This is a genomic window from Leptolyngbya sp. BC1307 (genome assembly GCF_002286735.1).
Taxonomy (GTDB): domain Bacteria; phylum Cyanobacteriota; class Cyanobacteriia; order Phormidesmidales; family Phormidesmidaceae; genus Phormidesmis.
Window position 1 is genome coordinate 1 of the sequence record NZ_NRTA01000052.1, and the last position, 21,810, is coordinate 21,810.

Below are 21,810 nucleotides of genomic sequence, written 5' to 3' on the forward strand. Positions count from 1 at the left end.
ACCCGATAAGCATTAGCTTTGAAGGCAACTGCTATGAAACAGGAAACTCTCTGGGTAACCGGGGAATCCCCGTCTCTTCAGAGCGGGGAGTAGTCAAGCATGATCTTTCTCCATATTTCTTTACACTGAGTAAAGGAACCAACTCAACTACCCTTCCATGCTGCTAGAAAACAATCAAAGAGCCAAGCTCGATCCGTCTGATGATACGCTCTTTTACGATTCACCGCGCTTTGTTACTCACGTAGACGAAGGGTTTATTGCTCAGCTTACGCAGCTCTATCGCGATCGCATTCCGCCCGGCAGCCGCGTCTTTGACATGATGAGCAGCTGGGTTTCGCACCTGCCGACTGACATCGCTTACGCCCATGTCGAAGGTCACGGCCTCAACGCCGAAGAGCTAGCTCGCAACCCGCAGCTCGACCATTCCTTCGTGCAGAACCTCAACCAAAACCAGACCTTGCCTTTAGAGGGCGGCTCTTTTGACGCGGTGATCAATACGGTCTCTATTCAATATGTTCAGTATCCTGAGCAGATTTTTGCTGAGGTCTATCGGGTGCTCAAGCCCGGCGGCATTGCGATTTTTAGCTTTTCTAATCGGATGTTTTATCAGAAGGCGATCGCCGCCTGGCGAGACAGCAGCGAAGCAGGCCGGATGACGCTAGCTAAGCGCTATTTTGAAGCGGTGCCTGGCTTTGGCAATATTGAGACCGTTGCCAAGACATCAGAGGTTCCCGCTATTTTACAGATGATGGGAATGGGCGGCGGCGACCCGTTTTACGCGGTGATTGCTGAGCGCATGGAGCCCCTAGCAGATTGACAGAATTAGATTGACAGACTTCTAATCCGTCAGGATCAAAGCGGCCATCTCGGCTTGCAAGTCTTGAGTGAGGGTGGCGATCGCCCTTTTACGCTTGCTCCTGTAGTCGGCGAGTCGCTGATCGACCGCGATGGGCTGACCGACGGTGACAATCGCCTTTTGCGGGCCGAGCGGCGAACGGTCTATCGGTTTTCCTTTGATCCGGTTGACCATATCGCGCAGCAGTAGCGTGGTTTCGGCAAAGCGATCAGCGCTGGGATGATCTTTCACATAGTGCCCGGTGACTGCAACGAAGCTCTCCATCAGACGCATATGCCACATCCGCAAATCTGCTTCTTCGGCCACCCGGTCGGCTAGCCCCCGCGCCACTGGCGAAAGGCTGTTGGCATCAGCGCGAAAGATCCGATTCCATCCGGCTTGCTCTAACCGGCGGCAGCGGTCGATGATGCTACCCTTGGGCCGCAGGTCAAAATAGTCTTCTGCAACTCGGAGGGCTTTGTCCATCAGATTTTGCAGCCGTTCAGCCAACTGAGCATTGGGTTCTGTCTCCCCCTCAGAGGCGTCAAACTCTACACCGTAAAATTCGCGGTAATAGCCTTCCATCAGCGTCAGCAAATGCTCAGCGAGGCGATAGAGGCGACCGTAGAGTTCAGCCGGGTCGCTTGAGGATGAAATGTTTGAGGAAAGAGGGGGATGATCGCTCTCAAAAAGCGGCGGCAGCGATTCCCTCTCTGCTTTCGTCGGTAGGCCCAGCCCAGTGTCAGCTTCTAGCTGAGCAATCAGCTCACTTAGCCGTTCCCAGGGTGGAGCCAGATAGCGATACTGAATGCCGACTGGCAAAATCACCACCGATTCAGCCCGGCCCTGCGTCTGCAAGTCTTCCGCACACCAAAAGGCCATCTGAGCCATCCCCGGTTCCAGCGGGCTGACAATTTCATTGTGGCCATTGTTTCCCCCTTCTGGTGCTGCTGCCAGCGGAAACTGTCCGTCTACAAACAGGCTGCGAGCGGTCTTTAGCGCCAAAATGTCCAGCTTGCCGCGCTGAATCGGCACGCCGCCCAAGTGCGAAAACACCCAGCTCAGATAGCTTCCCGCCCACAGCGGAATGCCCCGGTCATAGATAAAGTGAGTATGCGTGGTTCCCAGGTCAAAGCCCATCGCCCTGGCGGTTTGCGGCAAATCTTGCCAGAGTACATGACTGAGCACATATGGATCGGTCGGGCTAGGATGGCGAAACGCAATTAAAAACCGCGTCTTCCCGGCCTTAAAGTCGCGGTATAGCGTCGCCAACGCCTCCACCTGGCGCGTCTCAATCTCAGCTACGTTAGTTTGCCAGGCCGTCCACACCGGCATCAGCGGCTGCATAGCCCGTCTCAGCCAGGGGCTATAGCACGGTTGAATAAACTCTAGAGCAGGCTGAGCGTGGTTAAAATCGGGAGACATGCGGCAGACAGGCTAACCCGTGACGAAGCGATAGGAACTATAGATCTTTATATCAGATTGCCCTGCTTCGGCGCTGACTGCCGGTTTTCCCATAATTCGCTCAGAGACATCGACGCTAGGTTCCATCTCGCTTTTCCTTGATCCTTGCTCAATACTAGGGCCGTCCCCCCGGATTCGCTGGCTAGCTCCGCTGATACTGCATTCCCGGCAGTTGAGTCACCAGGCCCAATAGCTCTAGCTGCAGCAGTGCGCTCAGCAGTTCACTGGTCGTCACTCGCGCCAGCGGCACGATTTGATCTAGCACAACCGGTTCAATGGGCACTGCCTCCAATACTTGACACAAAAGCGAGGATAACTCGGGTAGAAGGGCTCGCTCAGGTGCATTGGGCTGGGCCTGGCTATCGGTTGAAGAATCGGTCAAAGTAACTTCAGTGCGACTGTCGATTTCGCCTGACTGCTCAGACAGCTCTACAGCTATTGGCGGAAGTGCGGCCAAAGCCTCTATCAGAATTTGCTCGCCCAAGATGATCTGCGCTCCCTGGTTGATCAAATGCAGACAGCCTTCACCCTGGCGATTATCCAGTGCGCAGGGCAGCGCGTAGACCTCACGGCAATAGTCGTTAGCTAAGCGAGCCGTAATCAGTGCGCCGGATCGAGCCGGGGCTTCAGTGACTAAAAGGGCGCGGCTCAGTCCGGCAATGATCCGATTGCGCCGGGGAAAGTGCGTTTTATCGGGTGGGGTGCCGTCGGGGTACTCACTCACAACCAGGCCAGTTGCCACTATTTGCTCATAGAGTTCGCGATTGCGATGGGGATAGACGATATCGGTTCCGGTTCCTAGCACTGCGATAGTGAGTCCCTTGAGCTTTAAGCAGCTCTGATGGGCTTCAGTATCTATGCCTGCGGCCAGTCCAGAAACAATCACGCCCCCCTGAACGGTCAGCTTGTGGCTCAGCCGTTGCGTCCAGCGCTTGCCATAGGGAGAGGGCGATCGCGTCCCCACTATACCCACCGTTAAAGTATCAAGCGAATTGACCCGCAGCTGACCGCGATAGTAGAGCACAGGCGGCGGGTCATTAATAGCAAACAGCAGAGCAGGATAGTCCGCATCGGCGGGCGTCCAAAACGACTGATTGGCGGCTTCGTGCTGAGCCAGCAGAGAGTCGGGATTGAGCTTGAGTCGCAGCGCCGTAATTTTTTCGGCGCTCAGTAAGCCGATGCCGTCAACGGCTAGCAGTTCACCTGCGGATGCTTGCCAGGCTATAGCCAAAGATCCAAAGTGCTCCCACAGCCGCTTGATCGTCACTGGCCCTACGTCTTTAAGGCGCGACCACGCCAGCCAATATGCCCTTTCACTGCTCAAGACAATTGCCCCCTATCACTAAGTCTCAGGGTTCCCAGAGTGCCGTCTGGCTGACGCTTTTTCCAATGGCTATCAAATGGCTATCGACCCCGCCGTGGGAACCTTATGACGGTAAAATTTACCCGAAAGTACTTAAGGGAGCGAGCCGGTGGCTGAGCTAAAGGCACTGATTTTTGATGTAGATGGCACCCTGGCCGAAACAGAGCGCGACGGCCATCGGCCAGCCTTTAACCAGGCGTTTGCCGATGCCGGGCTAGATTGGAACTGGTCGGCGGAGCGCTATGGCGAACTGCTCGAAGTCTCAGGCGGAAAAGAGCGGATGCGAGCTTTTGTGCAGCAGTCTCAGCCCGACCTTGTGCTGCCTGAGGAGTTTGCGAGTTTGGACGAATTTATTAAGTCTCTGCACGCTGTTAAAACCCGTTACTACGAGCAGGCGGCAGCAGCCGGAAAAATTCCTTTGCGGCCTGGGGTAAAGCGTCTGCTAAATGAAGCTAGAGAAAAAGGGGTGCGGTTGGCGATCGCTACCACCACCACCCCCGCTAACGTCAAAGCCCTGCTAGAAAATACGCTAGGCGCAGAGAGCCTTGACTGGTTTGAGGTGATTGCCGCAGGCGATATGGTGCCTCAGAAAAAACCCGCTCCTGATATTTTTGAATATGCCCTAGCCCATCTCAAGCTGCCGCCTGAGAACTGTCTGGCGTTTGAAGACACAAACAATGGTCTGCTTTCGGCAGTGCAATCTGGGCTGAAAACGGTGATCACGGTAAATGACTACACCCAGCAGCAAGACTTCTCTCAGGCAGCGCTGGTAATTAGCGATCTGGGCGAACCTAGCGCCCCCTTCAAAGTAATTTCTGGTCAGGTTGGCGATGCTCGCTACTTTGATATTGCCCTGGCCCGAAAGATCTGCGCTTAACCTGCGCTGCTTAAAGCGAGCTAAGCCGGGCCATTGCTGTAGAGATTCCATGCCTGCCAGAAGATATAGACAGAGAGCACAAGCAGCATCGCCTTAAAAAGCTGAGTGACGTTGCGATCGCTCAGCTTAGGCAAAAACCGGGTGCTAAACTGCACGCCTATCAGCCCGCCTAGACCCAAAATTAAGCCAGCCGTCAGGTTGATATTTTGATTGATGGCATGGCCCAAACAGGCGGCAATCGAGGTGATGACAATCACGCCCAGGCTAGTGCGCACCGCCGACTTAATGCTCTCACCTAGCAACAAAATCTGCAGCGGCACCAAAATCACCCCGCCGCCCACGCCAAACAAACCAGCCATAAAGCCCGCTATCGAACCGGTAATCAGCCGTGCCAGCACCGGGTTAATAGCCGGACCAGAGGCCGTTCGCGATTCTCTAAATTGCGCTGTCCGGATCACCTGCTTTTTGAGCGAAACCAGATAGAGATTGCTTAGCAGCAGCAGGCCAAAGCCAAAGAGTAGCCAGTAATCGGGAATGTGATCGCCCAGCATCGCCCCTAAAAAGGCTGTCACCAGTGCAGGCACACCCAGCATCACAATCTGCTTGGTATGCCGGTAGCCCATCCGCCAGTTTTGCAGGCTACCCGCGCTCGAAGTTACCAAGATTGCCAGACTGCTAGTGGCCGTAGCCTGTACCGGCAAAAAACCTAGCTGCACCAGCACTGGCACCAGCAGCGTACCGCCGCCGATTCCTAAGAAACCAGCCAATATGCCAGAGATCAGCCCTGTCACCGACAATAAAATAACTACGCTGAGCGTCACACCGCTACCTGCTTGGAAATGAATAGACTAGCCTGCTTCCACCCGCTAGGACAGAATCGGCGTGAGATCTATATACTCTTCAATCGTAGCTGCCAAGCTGTTGAACATACTGTCGCGCTGCTCACGATAGTTGGCAATACCCGTGGGCAGAGATTTTAACCCCCTTTGCTGGCGCAGCCGGTTGAGCCACGCTCGCCGCCAGGGGCCGTTATCAAAAATGCCGTGCAGATAAGTCCCCCACACAGACTGCTCCTGATCGACAATACCAAGACTGCGATCATCAAAGATAGCCATAAACGTGTTGTCCGCCTCGCCACTGGTTGACATCACTAGCTGAGTGCGGCCCTGATGAATTTCGTAACCCACGACCGGCAGCCCCTCCTGCGGATATTTGGAGGTAACCGTGCGCTGCCGGGCCACCTTTTGCTGCGTGATCACCGTTCTCAGCGGCAGCAGGCCCAACCCGTCAAACCGGCCCTCCTGACCTTCTAAGCCTTCGGGGTCGGCCAGCATCTGACCCATGATCTGGAAGCCGCCACAGATACCGAGTACCGTGCCCCCAGCGGCGGCGTAGTTGCAAATCGCTTCGGCCATACCGGTCTGCTGTAGCACCAGCAGGTCAGAAATGGTGGTCTTAGTGCCGGGTAAAATGACCGCATCCGGGTAGCCCAAGCTGTCTTTGGGGCTCAGGTACTTGACATTGACAGAAGGCTCAGCCTCTAGCGCGTCAAAGTCAGTAAAGTTAGAAATTCGGGGCAGGCGAATCACCGCTATGGTAATTTCAGCCTGGGTTTTGACTGCTGGCCGCTCTAGCAGCGAGAGCGAATCTTCCGCCGGAAAAGCTTCGTCAATCCAGGGGATAACGCCGATGACAGGAATGCCCGTACGCTCCTCTAGCCAATCAATGCCGGGCTGCAGAATTGAGCGCTGCCCGCGAAACTTGTTGATCACGATGCCTTTGATCAGCGATCGCTCTTCCGGCTCTAGCAGCTCTAGCGTCCCAACGATATGGGCAAATACGCCGCCCCGGTCAATATCGGCAATCAAGATAGTCGGGGCTTCCAGGTAGGTCGCAATCCGCATATTGGCCAGGTCGCGATGCTTCAGGTTGATTTCAGCTGGGCTGCCGGCCCCTTCACAGATCAGCAGATCAAACTCTTGACTCAGGCGAGCCAAACTTTCTTGAATCGCCTGCCAGCCCGTACTAAAAAAATCTTCGTAGTATCGCTCTGCCGTGGTTTGACCGATTGGACGCCCCTTTAAGATCACCTGAGAGGTCTGGTCGCCCTGTGGCTTCAGCAAAATCGGATTCATCTCAGCCTGGGGTGGCACGCCCGCCGCCCAAGCCTGCACCGCCTGCGCGTAGCCAATTTCAGCGCCAGTTGTACTGACGTAAGAATTCAGCGCCATGTTTTGCCCTTTAAAGGGGGCTACTCGCCAGCCTCTGCGGCTCAAAATGCGGCAGAGAGCGGTTACCAACATGGATTTTCCCGCGTGAGAGGTCGTCCCCACGACCATTATTGATTTCACCAATTGCTCCCCCCGATGTTTATACCCCCCTCACATTACCCAACCTTGACCAACTATGAGGGAAAAATATAGTGGGATCACTAGCATACCAGCCGCAGCTAACGGGTTAATCGTCAGCGGCTAACCCAGCCAGTCAGGCAGGCGAAGTCGCCGCGCCACCGTATTTTTTACATAGTCCACCAGGCTCGCTCGCCGATCCGGACAGCTCTGAGATTGCCAGCGCTCTACGATCTGTCGTCCAAGTGGGGTCAGTCTAAAGCTATCGGTCAGTCCTTGCCCGTCTACCTCGCGGCGCAAAATGCCGACGGTCGTTAGCCACAGCAGCTCGGTTTCGGTCGCTAATTCTGAAAGTGGCTGCTGTGTATAGCCTTTTAACATACCACTGTCTTCAGCGATGGTTGGCACGCTGACGCTAGTCAATCGCATTTCAGCCAGCAGCTTCAGATAAAAAGGTGAGCACTTCACCGCTCGCTCCGCTCGTCGCATAGCCTCAGCGGAGTACTGCATGGCGCGAGGGCGATCATCAGCTTCTGGGCGGGCACCCTCGCCGGGTTGGGACATTTTCATCTCGCGTGACCTACCGCTTAGTTCTCTATAGCCTAATGTCTATAGTTTACGGGTTCGCAGGTGCTTAAGCTTTTCTACCAGCACTAATCCAATAAACGGTATCCCCTCGACTAGATATCGACGCCATAGCCGTCTAGGCTCACTGAGCAGGCGGTATAGCCATTCCAAGCCAAGCTCACTAATATATTGAGGCGCTCTAGGTTTACAGCCCGCCTCAAAGTCAATCGCAGCGCCGACCGCCATGAAAATATTAATATCAGGCAGCTGGCCTTGATAAGCCGCAATCCACTTTTCCTGTTTGGGCGCGCCCAAGCAGACGGCTACCACGTTAGCCGGTGAGCTTTTGATTGCAGTGATGATTTTGGCGCATTCCTCTGGGCGGGTTTCAAAGCCCAGAGGCGGCGAATACTCACCGACGACGATCTCCCTGCCCGTGCGAGTATTGATCTGGCTCTGCGCCGCCCGCGCCACACCTGGTGCACCGCCCAGCAGAAATATCTTGATATGCCCGTTATGCTTGTGGTAGTCGCAAAACCAGGGCAGCAGGTCTGCGCCTGACAGCTTCGCTTTTAGCGGTTTACCTAAAAACTTGGCGGCATACATCAAAATTTGACTGTCACAGATCTTAAAGTCTGCCTGTTGATACACCGAGACAAAATCATCATCGCGCCGCAGCTTCATTAAGTGATCCACGTTGGGGGTAAAGACCACTCCCTTTTCTAGACTGGACAGCAGCTCTTGCTTGGAAAAATTATCAAAATCGATGCCTAAAATAGTGACTTTGGCAGACCGCTGAGTCTGAGACCGCTTCTTCGAGCCAGGCGGAGCAGCCATGAGCATGGTCCGGGAGCCCTTGCTCGCTGGCTTGATGCCTTCACCAAGATGACTCGCATCGCCATCCGCAGGAGATGGCGCATCTGCCGGTGGCGATGCTGGATCAAACGGGGGGGGCTTCATATGTAGATGGCTATTTTCAGGATTTCTGGACGAAAAAGACTGCAATCTCAGGGATGGATCGTCAAGCTATACCCACGGTTAAGAAAACATCTTGAAGGATAAGCCTACAGATAAACGCGGCAGCAATCCTACTGAGGATAGGTAGAAAGACGTCATTATTTTTACGGAAGTTCCTAGCCAGTAAATAAAGCAATGCTCAGTGCCTTATATCCGTGTTGCAGGCTGCTCATTAAAAAAGCGACCTGAGCAGTGCTGAAGACTGCCTAGATCGCTTAATCTTTTCTGATATATCGGCCAAGCCGAAACTAGCCAAAGCAATTAACTGGGGTGCTAGGATTCGAACCTAGGAATGGCGAGACCAAAACCCGCTGCCTTACCACTTGGCGACACCCCATCGCTTTTGCTTGAACATTGTAGCATCGGCTGCGTCGCTTTCTGTAGGGGGTGGGGGATATTTTTTGAAGACATTTTTTGGCTTTTACCCTTCTCGCTGGGCTCTGCTAGAACGGACTAATGACGGCGTTGCCTGTCTGAGCAAAGCGATCGCTCAATCCGATGGGTCGGTGCCTGCTGGCTTAAACTGGTGAATATGTTTCTCCAACACCTGCACTTACAGCACTTTCGCAACTACCACAGTCAGTCGGTGGCGTTTGAGGCGTCAAAGACGATTTTGCTGGGAGACAATGCTCAGGGCAAGTCTAATTTGTTGGAGGCAGTGGAGCTGCTGGCGACGCTAAAGTCTCACCGCACGAGCCGCGATCGCGATCTTGTCCAAGAAGGAGCCACCACCGGCCATATAAAAGCTCAGCTAAAGCGCGATCTGGGCATAGCCGAACTCAATCTGGTGCTGAGAAACGGCGGTCGCCGCGCAGTGCTGCTCAACGGTGAAACCCTCAAGCGTCAGCAAGACTTTTTGGGCAATCTCAATGCCGTGCAGTTTTCTAGCCTGGATCTCGATTTGGTGCGCGGTGGCCCCAGCGAGCGCCGTAGCTGGATAGATACGCTGCTCACTCAGCTAGAGCCGGTCTATGCCTATATCTTGCAGCAGTATAATCAGGTGCTGAAGCAGCGTAACGCCTTGATCAAGCAGCAGACAGCAGACTCTGATGATCTGCCAGATCCCAACCAGATGGCGCTTTGGGATGCGCAGCTCGCCGCCGCCGGCACCCGCGTTAGCCGCCGCCGATCGCGCGTCATCCAGCGCTTAGCGCCTTTGGCCCAGTCCTGGCATCGGGCCATTAGCGGCGACGCCGAAAACCTGACGGTGGCCTATCAGCCCAATGTACCGCTAGCCGCAGACGACCCTGAATCAGTCCAGCAAGCCTTTCTCGAAAAAATTCAGTCGCGGGCAGTCGCCGAATATCATCAGCGCACCTCGCTAGTGGGCCCCCACCGCGACGATATTGAGTTTGTGATCAACCAAACCCCAGCCCGTCAGTACGGCTCTCAAGGGCAGCAGCGCACCCTGGTATTAGCCCTTAAACTTGCCGAACTAGAGCTCATCGAGTCGGTGATTGGCGAACCGCCCCTGCTGCTGCTAGACGATGTGCTCGCCGAACTCGACCTGAAGCGCCAAAATCAGCTGCTCGAAACTATTCAAGATCGCTTTCAAACGCTGATCACCACGACTCATCTGGGTGCCTTTGATGCTCAGTGGCTAAAGGCCTCCCAGATTCTCACGGTGCATCAGGGCCGCCTGCTGACGGCGACCCCCCATTCGATCTGAGCGGCGACCTATCTATGCAAGCTTGCTCAGCGTCCGATCTAGAAGAGCGATCGCCTCATCTACTTCAGCCGCACTGACGATCAGCGGCGGCACTAGCCGGACTACTTTCGGCCCTGCTGGAATGACTAGCAGCCCCTCTTCTAACGCTGCTTTAACGATATCTAAGGCGACCGTGTCCGTGTCTTCTCGCAGCACCAGACCATTAATTAGGCCCCAGCCGCGTTTGCCTGCACAGAGCTGCGGGTACTTTTGGGTGATCGCCTTGAGTCCTTTTCTGAGCTGCTGACCGCGCGATCGCACATTCGCCAATAAATCAGTCGCTTCTAGCGTCTGGCATACCTGCAGCGCCACCCCACAGACAAACGGATTGCCACCAAAGGTCGTCCCGTGCTCGCTGGCTTTAAAGATATCGCAGTGACGCTTAGCCAAAACAGCGCCAATCGGCACCCCGCCGCCCAAGCCCTTAGCAGCCGTGAAGATATCCGGCTCTACGCCCACAGTCTCGTAGCCCCACAGGTTACCCGTGCGCCCCATGCCGACCTGCACCTCATCGAGAATCAGCAAAATCCCTGTTTCGTCACAGAGCTGGCGAATCTGCTTAAAGTACACCGGATTGCCGGGGCAAACGCCGCCTTCGCCCTGCATCGGCTCTAGCAAAATCGCGGCTACCTGGCGCTGGTCGGCATCGAGCTGAGCGATCGCCGCCTTCAAAGCCTCAATGTCGTTGTACGGCACATAGTGAAAGCCCGGCACTAGCGGGTCGAAGTTCTTCTGATACTTAGGCTGACCCGTCGCTGTTACCGTCGCTAGCGTTCTACCGTGAAAACTAGCGTTCGCTGTGATGATGACCGGTGATTCTATGCCTAGCTCAGTGTGAGCGTACTTGCGGGCTAATTTGATCGCCCCTTCGTTAGCCTCAGCGCCCGAATTGCAAAAGAAAACGCGATCAGCGCAGGAGTGCTCAGTCAGCCACTGGGCGAGCGCGCCCTGCTCAGGAATATAGTAAAGATTAGAAACATGGTGCAGCTTTTTAATCTGCGTGGTTACAGCTTCCACCATCCGCGGATGGGCATGACCTAGCAAGCAGGTCGCAATACCCGCCACAAAATCCAAATACTCACGTCCGTTTGCATCCCAAACCCGGCACCCTTCGCCTCGCTCTAGCGCGATCGGAAAGCGACTATACGTCGCCATCACATGCTGGTCAAAGACTTCCGGCTGAAAATCCGCCGTTGCAGCGCTAGCCCCATTGAGAGGGGCATCGGAAATGAGAGTTGGAGAGGCCATAAAAATTTAGTAAGGGGAAGGGTGTCCAAGACCTGAGACAGCTAACGGTCGGTCTATTATAAGAAATCCAGTATCGCTGCTGTAAGTATAGCGTTGGCCACTTTGCTCACTACATAAGCAACCGCTGGAGCCGTTACGTATGACAGCCAAAGTAGCGTACAAACGTATGTTTGCTCCAGCTTGAACGATATCTTGAACGATATATATCTTCTAGATTACCGAGCCACAGAGCCGATTTGCCTCAAAAGTTGTAAGCGATCGCTGACATTCTCTAGCCTTGATCGCTCGCTCAACCAGCTCAAAAAATATTCTGGTACCTCCTTCAAATAAATAAGGCTAGCCCTTACGTGGAGCTAGCCTTTCAGATAGTGATCGGTCGCATGACAAAGACCGTAAATGTAGATGATTAAGCCCCTTGCTGACAGATAAACGCTATTGTTCAGCTAGCTGAACAGCCATATTTAAAGGCTTAGCTTCGTCCTTTAAAGAAACTTCCAGGACATAGGTCTTACCCAGAGCAGGATTAGCCCAGACAATATCTAAGCCCCCTGGCCCGGATCGCATCGCCCGCTGTTCGACATCGCCATCCCACAAACGCAACTGGCCCCCATCCGGCAATACAGCAGCTACCGCTAACTGGTTGGCTGCGTAGGTCACCGTTAGCGTCAGCACGCCACGCGATGTTACCCAGTTTCTAGCGGCTTGCGGTCGCTCCAGGGAAATAGCAAAGGTCAAGGCACCCAGAATCTCTTGAGCAGCCAGCATAGAAAGCGCAATCTGCTGCTCAGGCAGCGCTGAGTCATAGCCGCCTGCGACGTTAGTCAGTTCCTGAATGACAGCCGCTTGGTTAGAGCGGTCTGAGCGATAGGCAGGCACCAGTACCAGATTGGCAACGGGCTCCAACAGGTCAGGCTGCTCAGGAAATAGCTCTTCTACCGCCCGTACCAGCCGCACGCCCTGCTTCATGGGCGTTTGAGCCATATCCTGACAGCGCTCAAACAGCTTATTTAGCAGCGCTTCTGGCAGTAGGCCAGGCACCTTTAGCGTGCTCACATAATCGCTCCATAGCGATGAGGGGCCAACCGGCGCACGGTCAGCTATCTCAGCGGGATATTCACCGACCTCTGACTCCCAGGGAAAAAGCGGCGGCTTACTTTCATACTCCAACCGGAGACGTTGTTTTAACAAATATTGAAAACGTTCTTGCACAGCGTGGATCTCTCCGAAGTTAAACGACTGAGCCGTCTGAGAGACAGAATCTCTCGCAGCGACCGAGGCATGCCCCGGCGCTTTAGATGGCCTTGCTCTAGAAAATGTAGATGGCTGAGAGAGCGTTCCCTCAGACCCAGCGTGAGCAGGCTTCACTGACGTGGCATCAGACCCGACTTCGAATAGGCTTGCTTTTGGGACGGGTGTCTCTAAGTCAGCTTCTGATGTAGACCCATTTCCTGATGGTGGAGAAAATGTCGGGTCGCAATCTTGCAGAAGCCACAAAAGCAAGTTCCGAATATTATCTGAGTCATTATTCATGAAGAGACATCTCAGTCCGGACTAAATTTCTAGACGAAAGTTACAGATTTCGAATATCCCAGGCCTGCTCTAGCAGTTTAGACCATTGCTTTCGTAGCTGAGTCGCTGTGAGGTCTAGCTGATGTGATATTTCTGCATCGCTCAGTCCCTGCTGCTTCAAATCCAGTGTCTTGATCTGAGTTTGATTGATCTTGGTATGCAAGTACTCCCATTGCTGCGGGGTGAGGCCGAGGTTCTTGCCTAATTCTGCCCCTAGCCACTCGTGCACTAGCTCCCAGTTGTGAGCAAACGAAAACTTTAGCAGGTGATACTTAAACCGCTGCTGCAGGTAATCGCGCTCGCGTGGGGTGATTTCTAAAATGGACTCAATCTCACTGGTCGGCAGATCCATCAGCCGCAAACTGAAGTAGTTAGCGCAGTCTGGCTGGTTTTTCTCGGTGAGATAGTCCATTAGCTGCTCAACCACGCGCTCGCGAACCGTGTTCTCCGTGTCGCTGATATCTTCACTGATGGTCAGTTCTTCACGCAGCCGCTGCAAAGGTAACGTCCGTGGCTGTTCTGAGTCTCCGCCTTCAATCGCCTGCTGAATATCGATCAGCGTCTCTGGTGGCTGCTGCTTAGAGAAAGTCTGAGTGCGCAGAATGATTAATTGCTGACTGCGGCCTCTCGAAAGGGGAATGCGGCGTTTGGCATAGCGTTCAGTAAAGGCCATATACTCGGCTAGCTCTAAAGAGGAGCGAGGCCGGTAATCTGGAGCAACCTCATTTTCACGGCGAAAGGCATTGATGCTCTCGCCGTAAAAATTTTGCAAAAAGTCTTCAATCAGGGCAACCCGTGCCTGATAGCTCGACTGTACCTGAGGCGGCGTCATATAGCGATAGACAATCGCGCTCAGGCTGCTATGCAGCTCTAGACGGCCTTTGGCCGACCCTAGCTTGACGTAGCGCAAGCACTGGTTAAGTCGGTGATAGGCCAGGTCGCTAGCCCAGCCAGCCACATCGCCGGAGTCCTGAATGCGCTGGCTCTCGCGGCAAATGCGCTGTACCTCTTGGGTAATGCGATTGGCGACCTCGCGGCAATTGCGCTCTGAGGCGGGTGTGGCCTGACTAAGTGTTTGGAACAGTCGTTCAAAAAGCGTTTCCACAACTGGTGATAATTATTCCCTGATGGTTGACCCGTTGGTAGAAGAAAGCCTTGTCTGCTGCCTCTCTGAGGCAATAGCCCTTGAGGCAGGCCCTCGGCAGGTAGATACAGACAGATTCTCTCACCTGACACCCTAGATAAACTGCTGGCTAAAGCGATGGAAGCAGCCACCACTGCGCTAGCCGTCATCAGGGAGGCGTAGACCTGCACCTGATAAGCTTTACGCTTCACAGCCGTAATTGATAGTAGATAGTTTCGGATGATCAGTCGGTAGGCACCAGATATGAGGATAGACAAATCAGCTGAGGTTCTGAACAATCTGAGCTGATATTCATAGAAGTATTAAAGTTGGCAGGTATAATCCTTGTACTTTCTACGATTAGATCTTCTGAACGCTTGATTATCGGCAGCTGCGGAAGGTAGGAGTTTAACCATTTTTTATCATCCGACATAGCCCATCTAGTCAGCCCAGTTCATCTGCCTATTAGTTTATGGATATTGAGCAGCAGCTTCAGGCCCTGATCGAGGGTGCGCCGCCGGAGGCGGATCTTCGAGAGGCGATCGCTACCGTGTCACCTGTGATTCGGACGATTGCCGGGCAGCTGAAGCATTCAGAATATTACATATTGCAGTCAGCCAGTCGGCAGTGGCTGCAGACCACCATTGCCCACAAAGACAGACCAGCCGAACCCAAGCGAGTCATCTATGCCTATCCGTCTTTGGCCGCCGCTGCTGGTGATCGACTCGCTAAAGGCAATCCAGACATCATGGCGCTACCGGTGCCAACTGCCCGGCTTTTATTTCAGCTGCCGACCATCGAACCGGTAGACAGCCTAATCTTTTTAGAGACAGAGGCTCGCGATCAGGCCATAGAAGTTCGCCGCGCCGATCTCAAGATTCTCTTTCAAAGTCAGCTAACGCAGCAGATGAAACCGCCAATTCCGCCCAACATTGCCTAGTATGGGGCTGCTCAATGCAAGGAGTTGAGTGCGAGCGTACTAAAACCTGCCGTTTATATTGGCAAAACGGGATGTCAGCAGCCTACTGACAAGGTCGCTGAATCAGCTATTTCAGCTGAATATTTCGCTTTAAAGAACGTGGTTGGAAAGCAGCTCAAAAGCCAGAGCAACAATAAAACCGACCATTGCCAGTCTGCCATTCCACAGCTCGGCATAAGGGGTGAAGCCAAGGCGAGGTTCAGGCCGATAGTAGCGAGTCGGGCTAATTCCGAGGGTCTTGTTCTCTAGGGCGGCAGAGGCAGCACTAGAGTCCGAGGAGACGGTCTGCGTTTGATTTTTCATGACAAGCGCCTTTACTTTACTTAACATAAGTAAATATTAGCATAGCCGATCTGGATGAGGCTTGGCAGCTCAGCTAGCTAATCACGGTCTTGGCTGACTCAGCTGAGAGCTTACCTCCCGTTTAAACGGGAGCATCGGTAATAGACATATCTGGCACTTCTGGCATGGTGGGCTCTTCTTCTTCTATCGCCTCGTCACCCTTCTCTGAAGCAGCTTCATACCCCAGTTTTTCTGCTTGGTCCAGGTCACTGTTGGTCGTGGCAGAGGGCTCCTGGGCGATCGCTGCATCTTCTTCTAGTTCCGAGCGATCAATGTCTAGAGGCTCCTGCACCGGCTGGCCATTGAGCTGGTCCGCACCGGGCTGATCGAGACGGTTTGCGGTTTCGTCTTCATCTAGCGTCAATATGTCCGACTGAGTTGCTAACTCAATGTTTGTGGCCTCTTCGTCGGCTGAAATCGGCTGATCAGGCTCTGTGCCGAGCGGGCGGATCCGCCGGATAGGTAGATTGGCAGTGAGAGCAGTCACCCGGTCATTGGTGGCCAGGTAAAACTCCAAAGCGTCAAAGTCAACTTCTACGTAGCGAGAAACCACGGCAATAATCTCCTGACGCATCATCTCCAGCGTCTGGGGATCGAGGGCTAAGCGGTCGTGAGCTAGGACGATCTTGAGCCGACGCTTGACATCATCTCGGCTGTGAATGTCTTCACTTGGGCCGAAGAGTCGTTCGAGAAGGTCGCTGATGATAGGAATTGCCATAGGGATTAATCACCGGGATGTCGCTGCATTAAGGTCGGTTGGATTAAGGTCGGTTGATCAGTTATCAGACGCTCACGTTCCAAATAGCCGCTTCAGTCGCGTAAAGAAATTTTCTGGCTGCAGGCTGAGGTCCATTAGCGGTACCTTCTCGCCCTGCAGCCGCTGTGACACATTGGTAAAGGCGATTCCTGCTTGAGATAGAGGCTCATCTAAGACCAGCGGCTCTCCTTTATTGGTCGAGACTATCACCTGTTCGTCATCTGGGATCACGCCCAGCAGCGGAATCGACAAAATTCCTTGAACATCTTTAACAGACATCATTTGCTCAGCTGCGACCATCGCTGGCCTGAGGCGGTTGATTACCAGCCGAACGGCTTTAATATCGTTAGCTTCTAACAGGCCAATGACGCGATCAGCATCGCGCACTGCTGAAATCTCGGGGGTGGTGACGATGATGGCTTCGCGAGCCGCCGCAATTGAGTTGCGAAACCCCATCTCAATACCGGCAGGGCTGTCGATCAAGACGAAGTTATAAACCTTGGTCAGGGCTTTGATCAGCCGCTTCATTTGCTCGGGCTGAATGGATTCTTTTGAGCGGTTTTGAGCGGCGGGCAGCAGCGCCAAATTAGGCTGTCTTTTGTCTTTGACCAGCGCCTGGTCTAACCGGCATTCGCCAGCGAGAACGTCTAAGGCGGTGTAAACAATACGGTTTTCTAGACCCAGTAGCAGATCCAGATTGCGTAAGCCAAAGTCAGCATCGACAACAGCAACCCGCTGCCCGGCTTTGGCGAGAGCCATGCCTAAATTTGCTGTACAGGTCGTTTTACCAACGCCTCCTTTACCGGAGGTCATGACAATAATGCGGCTCATGGGGTTTCTTGGGTAGTCAGGTCGACTGGATCAAATTCGGATGCGACTGCAATTCGAATGCCGTCGGAGCCAATATAGGCTACCTCGGGCTGGTACTGCACAGGTGAATCGTCGGGCGATCGCGCCACTTGGTCAGCAATTCGCAGCTGTGTGGGCTGCATATGCAAAGCCATAATACGGCACGCTCTGTTACCATCGGCCCCGGCATGAACCACCCCGCGCAGACGCCCCCACACAAAAATATCGCCTTCGGCCACAATCGAGCTACCGGGGTTGGCATCGCCTAGCACGATCACAGTACCCCGATGACGAACTTCTACACCCGAGCGCAGCGTGATCTGGATGTAAAGCGGCTCATCCATCGCTTGACGAGACGCTTCTTGCCCCTGACCTAGATAGCCGAGGGTCGTTTGCTGCTCGACTGAGTAGCCAGCAGTGGCGGCGGCTACAGCTGTTTGACGACGGCTGGTATAGATTCTTTTGAGCGGCAGCTGCGCTTCAGTCAGGAGCGTATCGATTTCCTGAACCTGTTGGCTGTCTAGCAGGCGATCGCGCGCGATCAGATGCACCGGCGTGTGGGGCTGGAAAAACCGCTCACCTCCACTGATGCGGCGCTTTAACTGCTGCCTCAGCTCTTCCCAATAAACGGGATTGCGGCTTTTCTCTGGAGCCGGGGGCAGCAACAGCATGAGGCGACCCCGCTCACTTTTAAACTGAACTTGCAAGTTGGGATTGCTTTCTGGCTTCGTCTGAACAGCATCAGCCTCTTCGGCAGCCGAAGATTCGGGCTCAATTTCTAAAATAAAGTTATTAAAGTCACCCCCCTCGGGTGCCTGACCACTTTGCGACGAAGAAGAATCTGAAACCATTTACTGACACCCTTAAAGCCAAACGTCCTGATCTAAACCTAATAGACCTGAGAGCCCACCTGAAGTTGATGACATCTACAAAGCCTTAAACCCTCATGCTGACGGTGAAAAGCTAGCCCGCTGCTTAACACCGCTCATTCTGAGGAAACAAGCACTTTACCCTGATACTTTTTTCAGTCAGTCTCTGAAGCTAATAGAGCACGCTATAAGCCCTGGCTATCTTAGAACACTATTGCTTTATGGAGAATAGCGCATAGTCAAACGCAGCAGATTTATCAATATTTGTCCATATGTTTAATTTAACTAAATATACAGAGCTTTTTGGGCGCTGACCGTGAGAAAAGATACTTCCGGTTCTAAAAGCCAGTTCTAAAAAATAGACGCTAACGCGGCATCAGCCTGACGCAGGCTGAAACTAAGTATCAATACAGAATAGGTACTGAGCCTCCTGAACCAGCCAGACTATAGAGCGAGTATCGTTTAAAGAAAAAATAATTTCACTCAAGGATCTAATAAGGCTGTCTTACCGTGTAAGGTGCATCAATATCATTCACATCAGCTCGCTGACTTTGAATGGCTGATTTTTTGATTGCCTAGCGCAACCCCCTTTAACTATTCTGAGATCCCAAGCTTCAGGGTCTGAGCTAACACTCCCACCCTGAAGTTCCTGACTTAGCGTTTCAAAGCTGTCTCATCCATCGAGGTGCTATTCAACAATGGTTAGTCGTAAAACGGTCGTAGCACTGACAATCGCAGCCTTTCTTGCTAGCGCCTCTCAACGGTCAGTCGCCGCTTTGATAGCACCTGCCCTGACTCAAACTGCCGTCGCCCAAATGACAGTCGCCCAAACGGCCCCGCGTTTCCCGGTGCCTGATTCCGTACCAGCAGGCACTGAGATTCGTATCAGCAGCGGCTCTGACAATATGAACGCAATTAGCGAAGCCCTGCGTCAGGGCTTTGAAGAGGAATACACAGGTAGCCAAGTTGCCATCGCTCGCAAAAATACTAGCGCCGCGATTCAAGACGTGCTCAACGACAATGCCGACCTGGCTGCCATCAGCCGCCCGCTGACCGATGCGGAAAAAGCCAGGGGTTTATTTGCTGTGCCGGTACAGCGAGAAAAGATTGCCGTCGTCGTCGGTAAAGACAACCCCTTTTCGGGAGGGCTGACCGGCAGTCAGTTTGCGCAGATCTTCAGAGGAGAAATTGCAGACTGGTCAAGCGTCGGCGGCACCGCTGGGCCGATTCGCCTGATTGACCGCCCGGCTGCCAGTGAAACTCGCCAGGCGCTGCAAGCCTATCCGGTCTTTAAGACAGCGGCCTTTGAAATCGGTGCTAACGCTACTCAGCTGAGCGAAGACTCCACTGCTGCCCTGGTTGAAGAACTGGGGGCAGACGGGATTGGCTACGCGCTCGTCGGGCAGTTAGCCGGACAGCCAGACCTGAAGGCGCTAGAGCTGCACAAGACGCTGCCTAGCGATCCGAACTACCCCTTTTCTCAACCCTATTCCTTTGTCTACGCTGGCGGCGCTTCACCGGCAATGGCGGCTTTCTTAGGCTATGCCACGGGGAGTCCGGGCCAAGCTGCGCTCAGCAATGCAGGGGTGACCGCTCCGCGAGTGAATGGAGCTGAAGAGGGCGCGACAGCGGCAGTCGGTACAGCCGTTGGGACAGCGACCGCAGATGGTACAGACACTACTAATGATAGTGATGTGACCCCTGTAGAAGAGGGCGATGCTGCGATAGACGGCACTACTGATAGCAATCCAGATAACATCGTCATTACTGGGGCAGATAGCGCTGACGCTGACGATCAGATCGATGGCGATCGCTGGTGGTGGCTACTACCACTGCTACCGCTAGCGGGGCTGGCGCTGCTCATTTGGGCAGCGGGCAGGCGAGGAGCCGAAGAGAAGGCCGTCTATTTAGCCAGCACTGAAGCTAGTCCCAATCTGAGCCCTGGCTCTGTGACTGATACCCCGACTGATGCCCCTCTAGCTAGCGGCGCGGCTACAGCAGTAGAGCCAGTAGGCTCAGAAAACTTAGCTAGCGACGCTCCGACGGGTCTATCTGAGGATGTAAACAGCGAGACAGGGGAGAATCTCAGCGATTACGATGAAGCTGGCTGGGGACATCCCAATATGCAAACTGACATGCCAACTCAGCTAGAAACTGTCGATCCCGCCGGCGCAGTGCCAGCGGCGGGAGGTGTCATTCCGCCCGACAGTCAGGGCGGCACAACGGCTGCGATCGCCCCCTTTGAAGCAGATAGCGCGGGCCTTGCTAGAAAATCTGACAGTTGGCTAGACCGGGCTAAACAGCGAATTAACGAAGCTGCTGAGCAGGTGGAGAATACGGCTACCGATGCTCAGGGCAATCCGACCCAGAAGAAATAGTCTAACCAGAGTGCAGGCGCTATGGCCTGGTCTTTAACCCACGCTCAACTGCACACCCTGCTGCGACAGCGCCAGTTGCTGCCTGCAAACAGTCGTATATTAATGGCCGTTTCAGGCGGGCAGGATTCGCTTTGTCTGGCCCAGCTACTGTTGGACTTGCAGCCTCTATGGGACTGGTCTTTGGCGATCGCTCACTGCAACCATCGCTGGCGAAACGACGCTGGCGATAATGCTGCTCACGTCTTGCAGCTAGCCAAAGCCTGGCAGGTTCCGGCTGAACTAGCAGTGGCCACTGCCCCTCTAACCAGCGAAGCCGCAGCGAGAAGGTGGCGCTATGAAACATTTGCCAGCGTTGCCAGGAAGTGGGAATGTACCCACGTTGTGACGGGGCATACCGCTAGCGATCGCGCTGAAACCGTTCTCTACAATCTCATCCGAGGAACCGGCACAGATGGCCTCAGCCCACTGCCCTGGAGCCGACCGTTGGATACGGCTAAGCCGCTAGTCACCTTAGTCAGGCCGCTACTCGCCTTGCGTCGCCAGGAAACTGGCCAGTTTTGTCAGCAGCACCAGCTACCGGTCTGGGAAGACAGCAGCAATCAAGATTTGCGCTTTCGCCGTAATCGCATTCGTCAAGAGCTGCTGCCCTACCTGAGTGAGCATTTTAATCCGAAAGTAGAGCAAGCCCTGTCACAAACCGCCGAGCTAGCAGCCGCTGACATTAGCTATTTGGAAGAGCAGGCTGCCCGTTTGTATGCTCAAGCGATCGCCAACACCCACAAACACGGCGAATGGGAAGGCAACGAATGGGAAGCTGACTGCTCAGTTCTAAGAGCTGCGCCGCTGGCTTTACAGCGCCGGGTAATGCGCCAACTGCTACAGCGAGCCTTGCCTACTCCTCCGAACTTTCAACAAATCAGTCAGCTAACTGAGTTGATACAAGCTCCTAACGGTAGCCGCACCAGCGCCCTGCCAGGTGACCTTGTGGCCCAGGTACGCAAGCCGCTGATTTGGCTAGGTCCGATGACGGCAGCGACCGATTGAGGTTGATTGATGCAATCACTTCTTCTTGTCTCTAATGTCTTGCGTCCAACAATGTCTTGCGTCCAACGAAAAATCCTACGATGAGCGATTATGAGGAAGCAAGTTTACAAAAATGATGCAGGGTTAGTGCGTGAACTTAGAGTCAGCTCTTTCGATAGCTAAGCTCCTGAAAGTATCTCTATGAGAGGAATAGAGTTGCTGGATCAGAGAGTAGACAGCGGCAGAATAGGGCCCATACTCACGAGCGATCGCTCACCAAAGAGGCGTTTGAACTTTACAAAAGTAATTATTTCTGTTAATGTTCGATCACTGGGTAAGAACTGACTTTTTTGCAGCTTTTATCCTTTTACCTAGAAAACATAACTAAGGATTCATAAATGACTACTACACTACAGACACGCCAAAGCGCGTCGCTGTGGGAGCAGTTTTGTCAGTGGGTCACCAGCACCGAAAACCGCCTCTATGTAGGTTGG

At 53.8% G+C, this 21,810-nt stretch carries 20 protein-coding genes and 1 tRNA gene; 7 read left to right on the forward strand and 14 right to left on the reverse strand.

Features of this window, described 5'->3' with window-relative positions:
- Positions 1-157: 157 nt before the first annotated feature.
- Positions 158-817, forward strand: a complete 660-nt coding sequence (locus CKL79_RS19075) for a class I SAM-dependent methyltransferase (RefSeq protein WP_121971150.1) — start codon at positions 158-160, stop codon at positions 815-817.
- Positions 818-838: 21 nt separating this feature from the next.
- On the opposite strand, the gene CKL79_RS19080 is transcribed toward CKL79_RS19075, so the two are convergent.
- The gene (locus tag CKL79_RS19080; protein ID WP_121971151.1) at positions 839-2,260 is read right to left on the reverse strand and encodes a 1-acyl-sn-glycerol-3-phosphate acyltransferase; all 1,422 of its coding nucleotides are present in this window, start codon (positions 2,258-2,260) and stop codon (positions 839-841) included.
- A gap of 181 nt (positions 2,261-2,441) precedes the next feature.
- Positions 2,442-3,530, reverse strand: coding sequence for a DNA-processing protein DprA (gene dprA / locus CKL79_RS19085; protein ID WP_346427070.1), 1,089 nt, complete (start codon positions 3,528-3,530; stop codon positions 2,442-2,444).
- A gap of 241 nt (positions 3,531-3,771) precedes the next feature.
- Between dprA and CKL79_RS19090 the strand changes: the two genes are divergently transcribed.
- Positions 3,772-4,539 (forward strand): HAD family hydrolase, encoded by a 768-nt coding sequence (locus tag CKL79_RS19090; protein ID WP_121971153.1) that lies wholly within the window; start codon positions 3,772-3,774, stop codon positions 4,537-4,539.
- A gap of 20 nt (positions 4,540-4,559) precedes the next feature.
- On the opposite strand, the gene CKL79_RS19095 is transcribed toward CKL79_RS19090, so the two are convergent.
- From CKL79_RS19095 to CKL79_RS19115, 5 genes are all read right to left on the reverse strand, one after another.
- Positions 4,560-5,360, reverse strand: a complete 801-nt coding sequence (locus CKL79_RS19095; RefSeq protein WP_121971154.1) for a sulfite exporter TauE/SafE family protein — start codon at positions 5,358-5,360, stop codon at positions 4,560-4,562.
- Between the two features lie 45 nt (positions 5,361-5,405).
- Positions 5,406-6,890, reverse strand: coding sequence for a cobyric acid synthase CobQ (gene cobQ, locus CKL79_RS19100; protein ID WP_121971155.1), 1,485 nt, complete (start codon positions 6,888-6,890; stop codon positions 5,406-5,408).
- Positions 6,891-7,010: 120 nt separating this feature from the next.
- Positions 7,011-7,457 carry an Npun_F0494 family protein gene (locus tag CKL79_RS19105; RefSeq protein WP_240518970.1) on the reverse strand — a complete coding sequence of 149 codons (447 nt, stop codon included), beginning with the start codon at positions 7,455-7,457 and terminating at the stop codon, positions 7,011-7,013.
- A gap of 39 nt (positions 7,458-7,496) precedes the next feature.
- Positions 7,497-8,414 carry a WecB/TagA/CpsF family glycosyltransferase gene (locus CKL79_RS19110; protein WP_240518971.1) on the reverse strand — a complete coding sequence of 306 codons (918 nt, stop codon included), beginning with the start codon at positions 8,412-8,414 and terminating at the stop codon, positions 7,497-7,499.
- A 322-nt stretch (positions 8,415-8,736) separates the two neighbouring features.
- Positions 8,737-8,808, reverse strand: a tRNA-Gln gene (locus CKL79_RS19115).
- A 64-nt stretch (positions 8,809-8,872) separates the two neighbouring features.
- Between CKL79_RS19115 and CKL79_RS24250 the strand changes: the two genes are divergently transcribed.
- Entirely contained in the window at positions 8,873-9,001 is a 129-nt protein-coding gene (locus CKL79_RS24250; RefSeq protein ID WP_276300902.1) for a hypothetical protein, read from the forward strand.
- A 2-nt stretch (positions 9,002-9,003) separates the two neighbouring features.
- Positions 9,004-10,140, forward strand: coding sequence for a DNA replication/repair protein RecF (recF, locus tag CKL79_RS19125; protein ID WP_121971157.1), 1,137 nt, complete (start codon positions 9,004-9,006; stop codon positions 10,138-10,140).
- 12 nt (positions 10,141-10,152) lie between these two features.
- On the opposite strand, the gene CKL79_RS19130 is transcribed toward recF, so the two are convergent.
- The 3 genes from CKL79_RS19130 to hetZ all read right to left on the reverse strand — a co-directional run bounded on the left by CKL79_RS19130 (position 10,153) and on the right by hetZ (position 14,101).
- A complete protein-coding gene (locus CKL79_RS19130) occupies positions 10,153-11,427 on the reverse strand; it encodes an aspartate aminotransferase family protein (RefSeq protein WP_121971158.1) in 1,275 nt (424 codons plus the stop codon).
- 432 nt (positions 11,428-11,859) lie between these two features.
- Positions 11,860-12,636, reverse strand: a complete 777-nt coding sequence (locus CKL79_RS19135; RefSeq protein WP_141242247.1) for a hypothetical protein — start codon at positions 12,634-12,636, stop codon at positions 11,860-11,862.
- A gap of 361 nt (positions 12,637-12,997) precedes the next feature.
- Positions 12,998-14,101 carry a heterocyst differentiation protein HetZ gene (hetZ, locus tag CKL79_RS19140; protein ID WP_121971160.1) on the reverse strand — a complete coding sequence of 368 codons (1,104 nt, stop codon included), beginning with the start codon at positions 14,099-14,101 and terminating at the stop codon, positions 12,998-13,000.
- Positions 14,102-14,591: 490 nt separating this feature from the next.
- Between hetZ and CKL79_RS19145 the strand changes: the two genes are divergently transcribed.
- A complete protein-coding gene (locus tag CKL79_RS19145; RefSeq protein WP_121971161.1) occupies positions 14,592-15,059 on the forward strand; it encodes a hypothetical protein in 468 nt (155 codons plus the stop codon).
- 129 nt (positions 15,060-15,188) lie between these two features.
- Here CKL79_RS19145 and CKL79_RS19150 read toward each other — a convergent pair whose 3' ends face one another.
- The 4 genes from CKL79_RS19150 to minC form a co-directional block, all read right to left on the reverse strand.
- Positions 15,189-15,401, reverse strand: coding sequence for a chlorophyll a/b-binding protein (locus CKL79_RS19150; protein ID WP_121971162.1), 213 nt, complete (start codon positions 15,399-15,401; stop codon positions 15,189-15,191).
- Positions 15,402-15,522: 121 nt separating this feature from the next.
- Entirely contained in the window at positions 15,523-16,158 is a 636-nt protein-coding gene (gene minE / locus CKL79_RS19155) for a cell division topological specificity factor MinE (protein WP_240518972.1), read from the reverse strand.
- Between the two features lie 72 nt (positions 16,159-16,230).
- Positions 16,231-17,028, reverse strand: coding sequence for a septum site-determining protein MinD (minD, locus tag CKL79_RS19160; protein ID WP_121971163.1), 798 nt, complete (start codon positions 17,026-17,028; stop codon positions 16,231-16,233).
- Positions 17,025-17,897 carry a septum site-determining protein MinC gene (gene minC / locus CKL79_RS19165; protein WP_170944121.1) on the reverse strand — a complete coding sequence of 291 codons (873 nt, stop codon included), beginning with the start codon at positions 17,895-17,897 and terminating at the stop codon, positions 17,025-17,027. Before minC ends, minD begins: the two co-directional genes overlap by 4 nt.
- Positions 17,898-18,613: 716 nt before the next feature.
- Here minC and CKL79_RS19170 point away from each other — a divergent pair.
- Positions 18,614-20,293, forward strand: coding sequence for a substrate-binding domain-containing protein (locus tag CKL79_RS19170; RefSeq protein ID WP_121971164.1), 1,680 nt, complete (start codon positions 18,614-18,616; stop codon positions 20,291-20,293).
- 21 nt (positions 20,294-20,314) lie between these two features.
- Positions 20,315-21,337 (forward strand): tRNA lysidine(34) synthetase TilS, encoded by a 1,023-nt coding sequence (gene tilS / locus CKL79_RS19175; RefSeq protein ID WP_121971165.1) that lies wholly within the window; start codon positions 20,315-20,317, stop codon positions 21,335-21,337.
- The last annotated feature ends 473 nt before the right edge of the window (positions 21,338-21,810 follow it).

Coding starts and splice junctions, on each gene's coding strand:
- CKL79_RS19075 (WP_121971150.1), top strand. CDS start 158: ATGCTGCTAGAAAACAATCAAAGAGCCAAGCTCGATCCGTCTGATGAT.
- CKL79_RS19080 (WP_121971151.1), bottom strand. CDS start 2,260: ATGTCTCCCGATTTTAACCACGCTCAGCCTGCTCTAGAGTTTATTCAA.
- CKL79_RS19105 (WP_240518970.1), bottom strand. CDS start 7,457: ATGAAAATGTCCCAACCCGGCGAGGGTGCCCGCCCAGAAGCTGATGAT.
- CKL79_RS19110 (WP_240518971.1), bottom strand. CDS start 8,414: ATGAAGCCCCCCCCGTTTGATCCAGCATCGCCACCGGCAGATGCGCCA.
- recF (WP_121971157.1), top strand. CDS start 9,004: ATGTTTCTCCAACACCTGCACTTACAGCACTTTCGCAACTACCACAGT.
- CKL79_RS19130 (WP_121971158.1), bottom strand. CDS start 11,427: ATGGCCTCTCCAACTCTCATTTCCGATGCCCCTCTCAATGGGGCTAGC.
- CKL79_RS19145 (WP_121971161.1), top strand. CDS start 14,592: ATGGATATTGAGCAGCAGCTTCAGGCCCTGATCGAGGGTGCGCCGCCG.
- CKL79_RS19150 (WP_121971162.1), bottom strand. CDS start 15,401: ATGAAAAATCAAACGCAGACCGTCTCCTCGGACTCTAGTGCTGCCTCT.
- minE (WP_240518972.1), bottom strand. CDS start 16,158: ATGGCAATTCCTATCATCAGCGACCTTCTCGAACGACTCTTCGGCCCA.
- minD (WP_121971163.1), bottom strand. CDS start 17,028: ATGAGCCGCATTATTGTCATGACCTCCGGTAAAGGAGGCGTTGGTAAA.
- minC (WP_170944121.1), bottom strand. CDS start 17,897: ATGGTTTCAGATTCTTCTTCGTCGCAAAGTGGTCAGGCACCCGAGGGG.
- CKL79_RS19170 (WP_121971164.1), top strand. CDS start 18,614: ATGGTTAGTCGTAAAACGGTCGTAGCACTGACAATCGCAGCCTTTCTT.
- tilS (WP_121971165.1), top strand. CDS start 20,315: ATGGCCTGGTCTTTAACCCACGCTCAACTGCACACCCTGCTGCGACAG.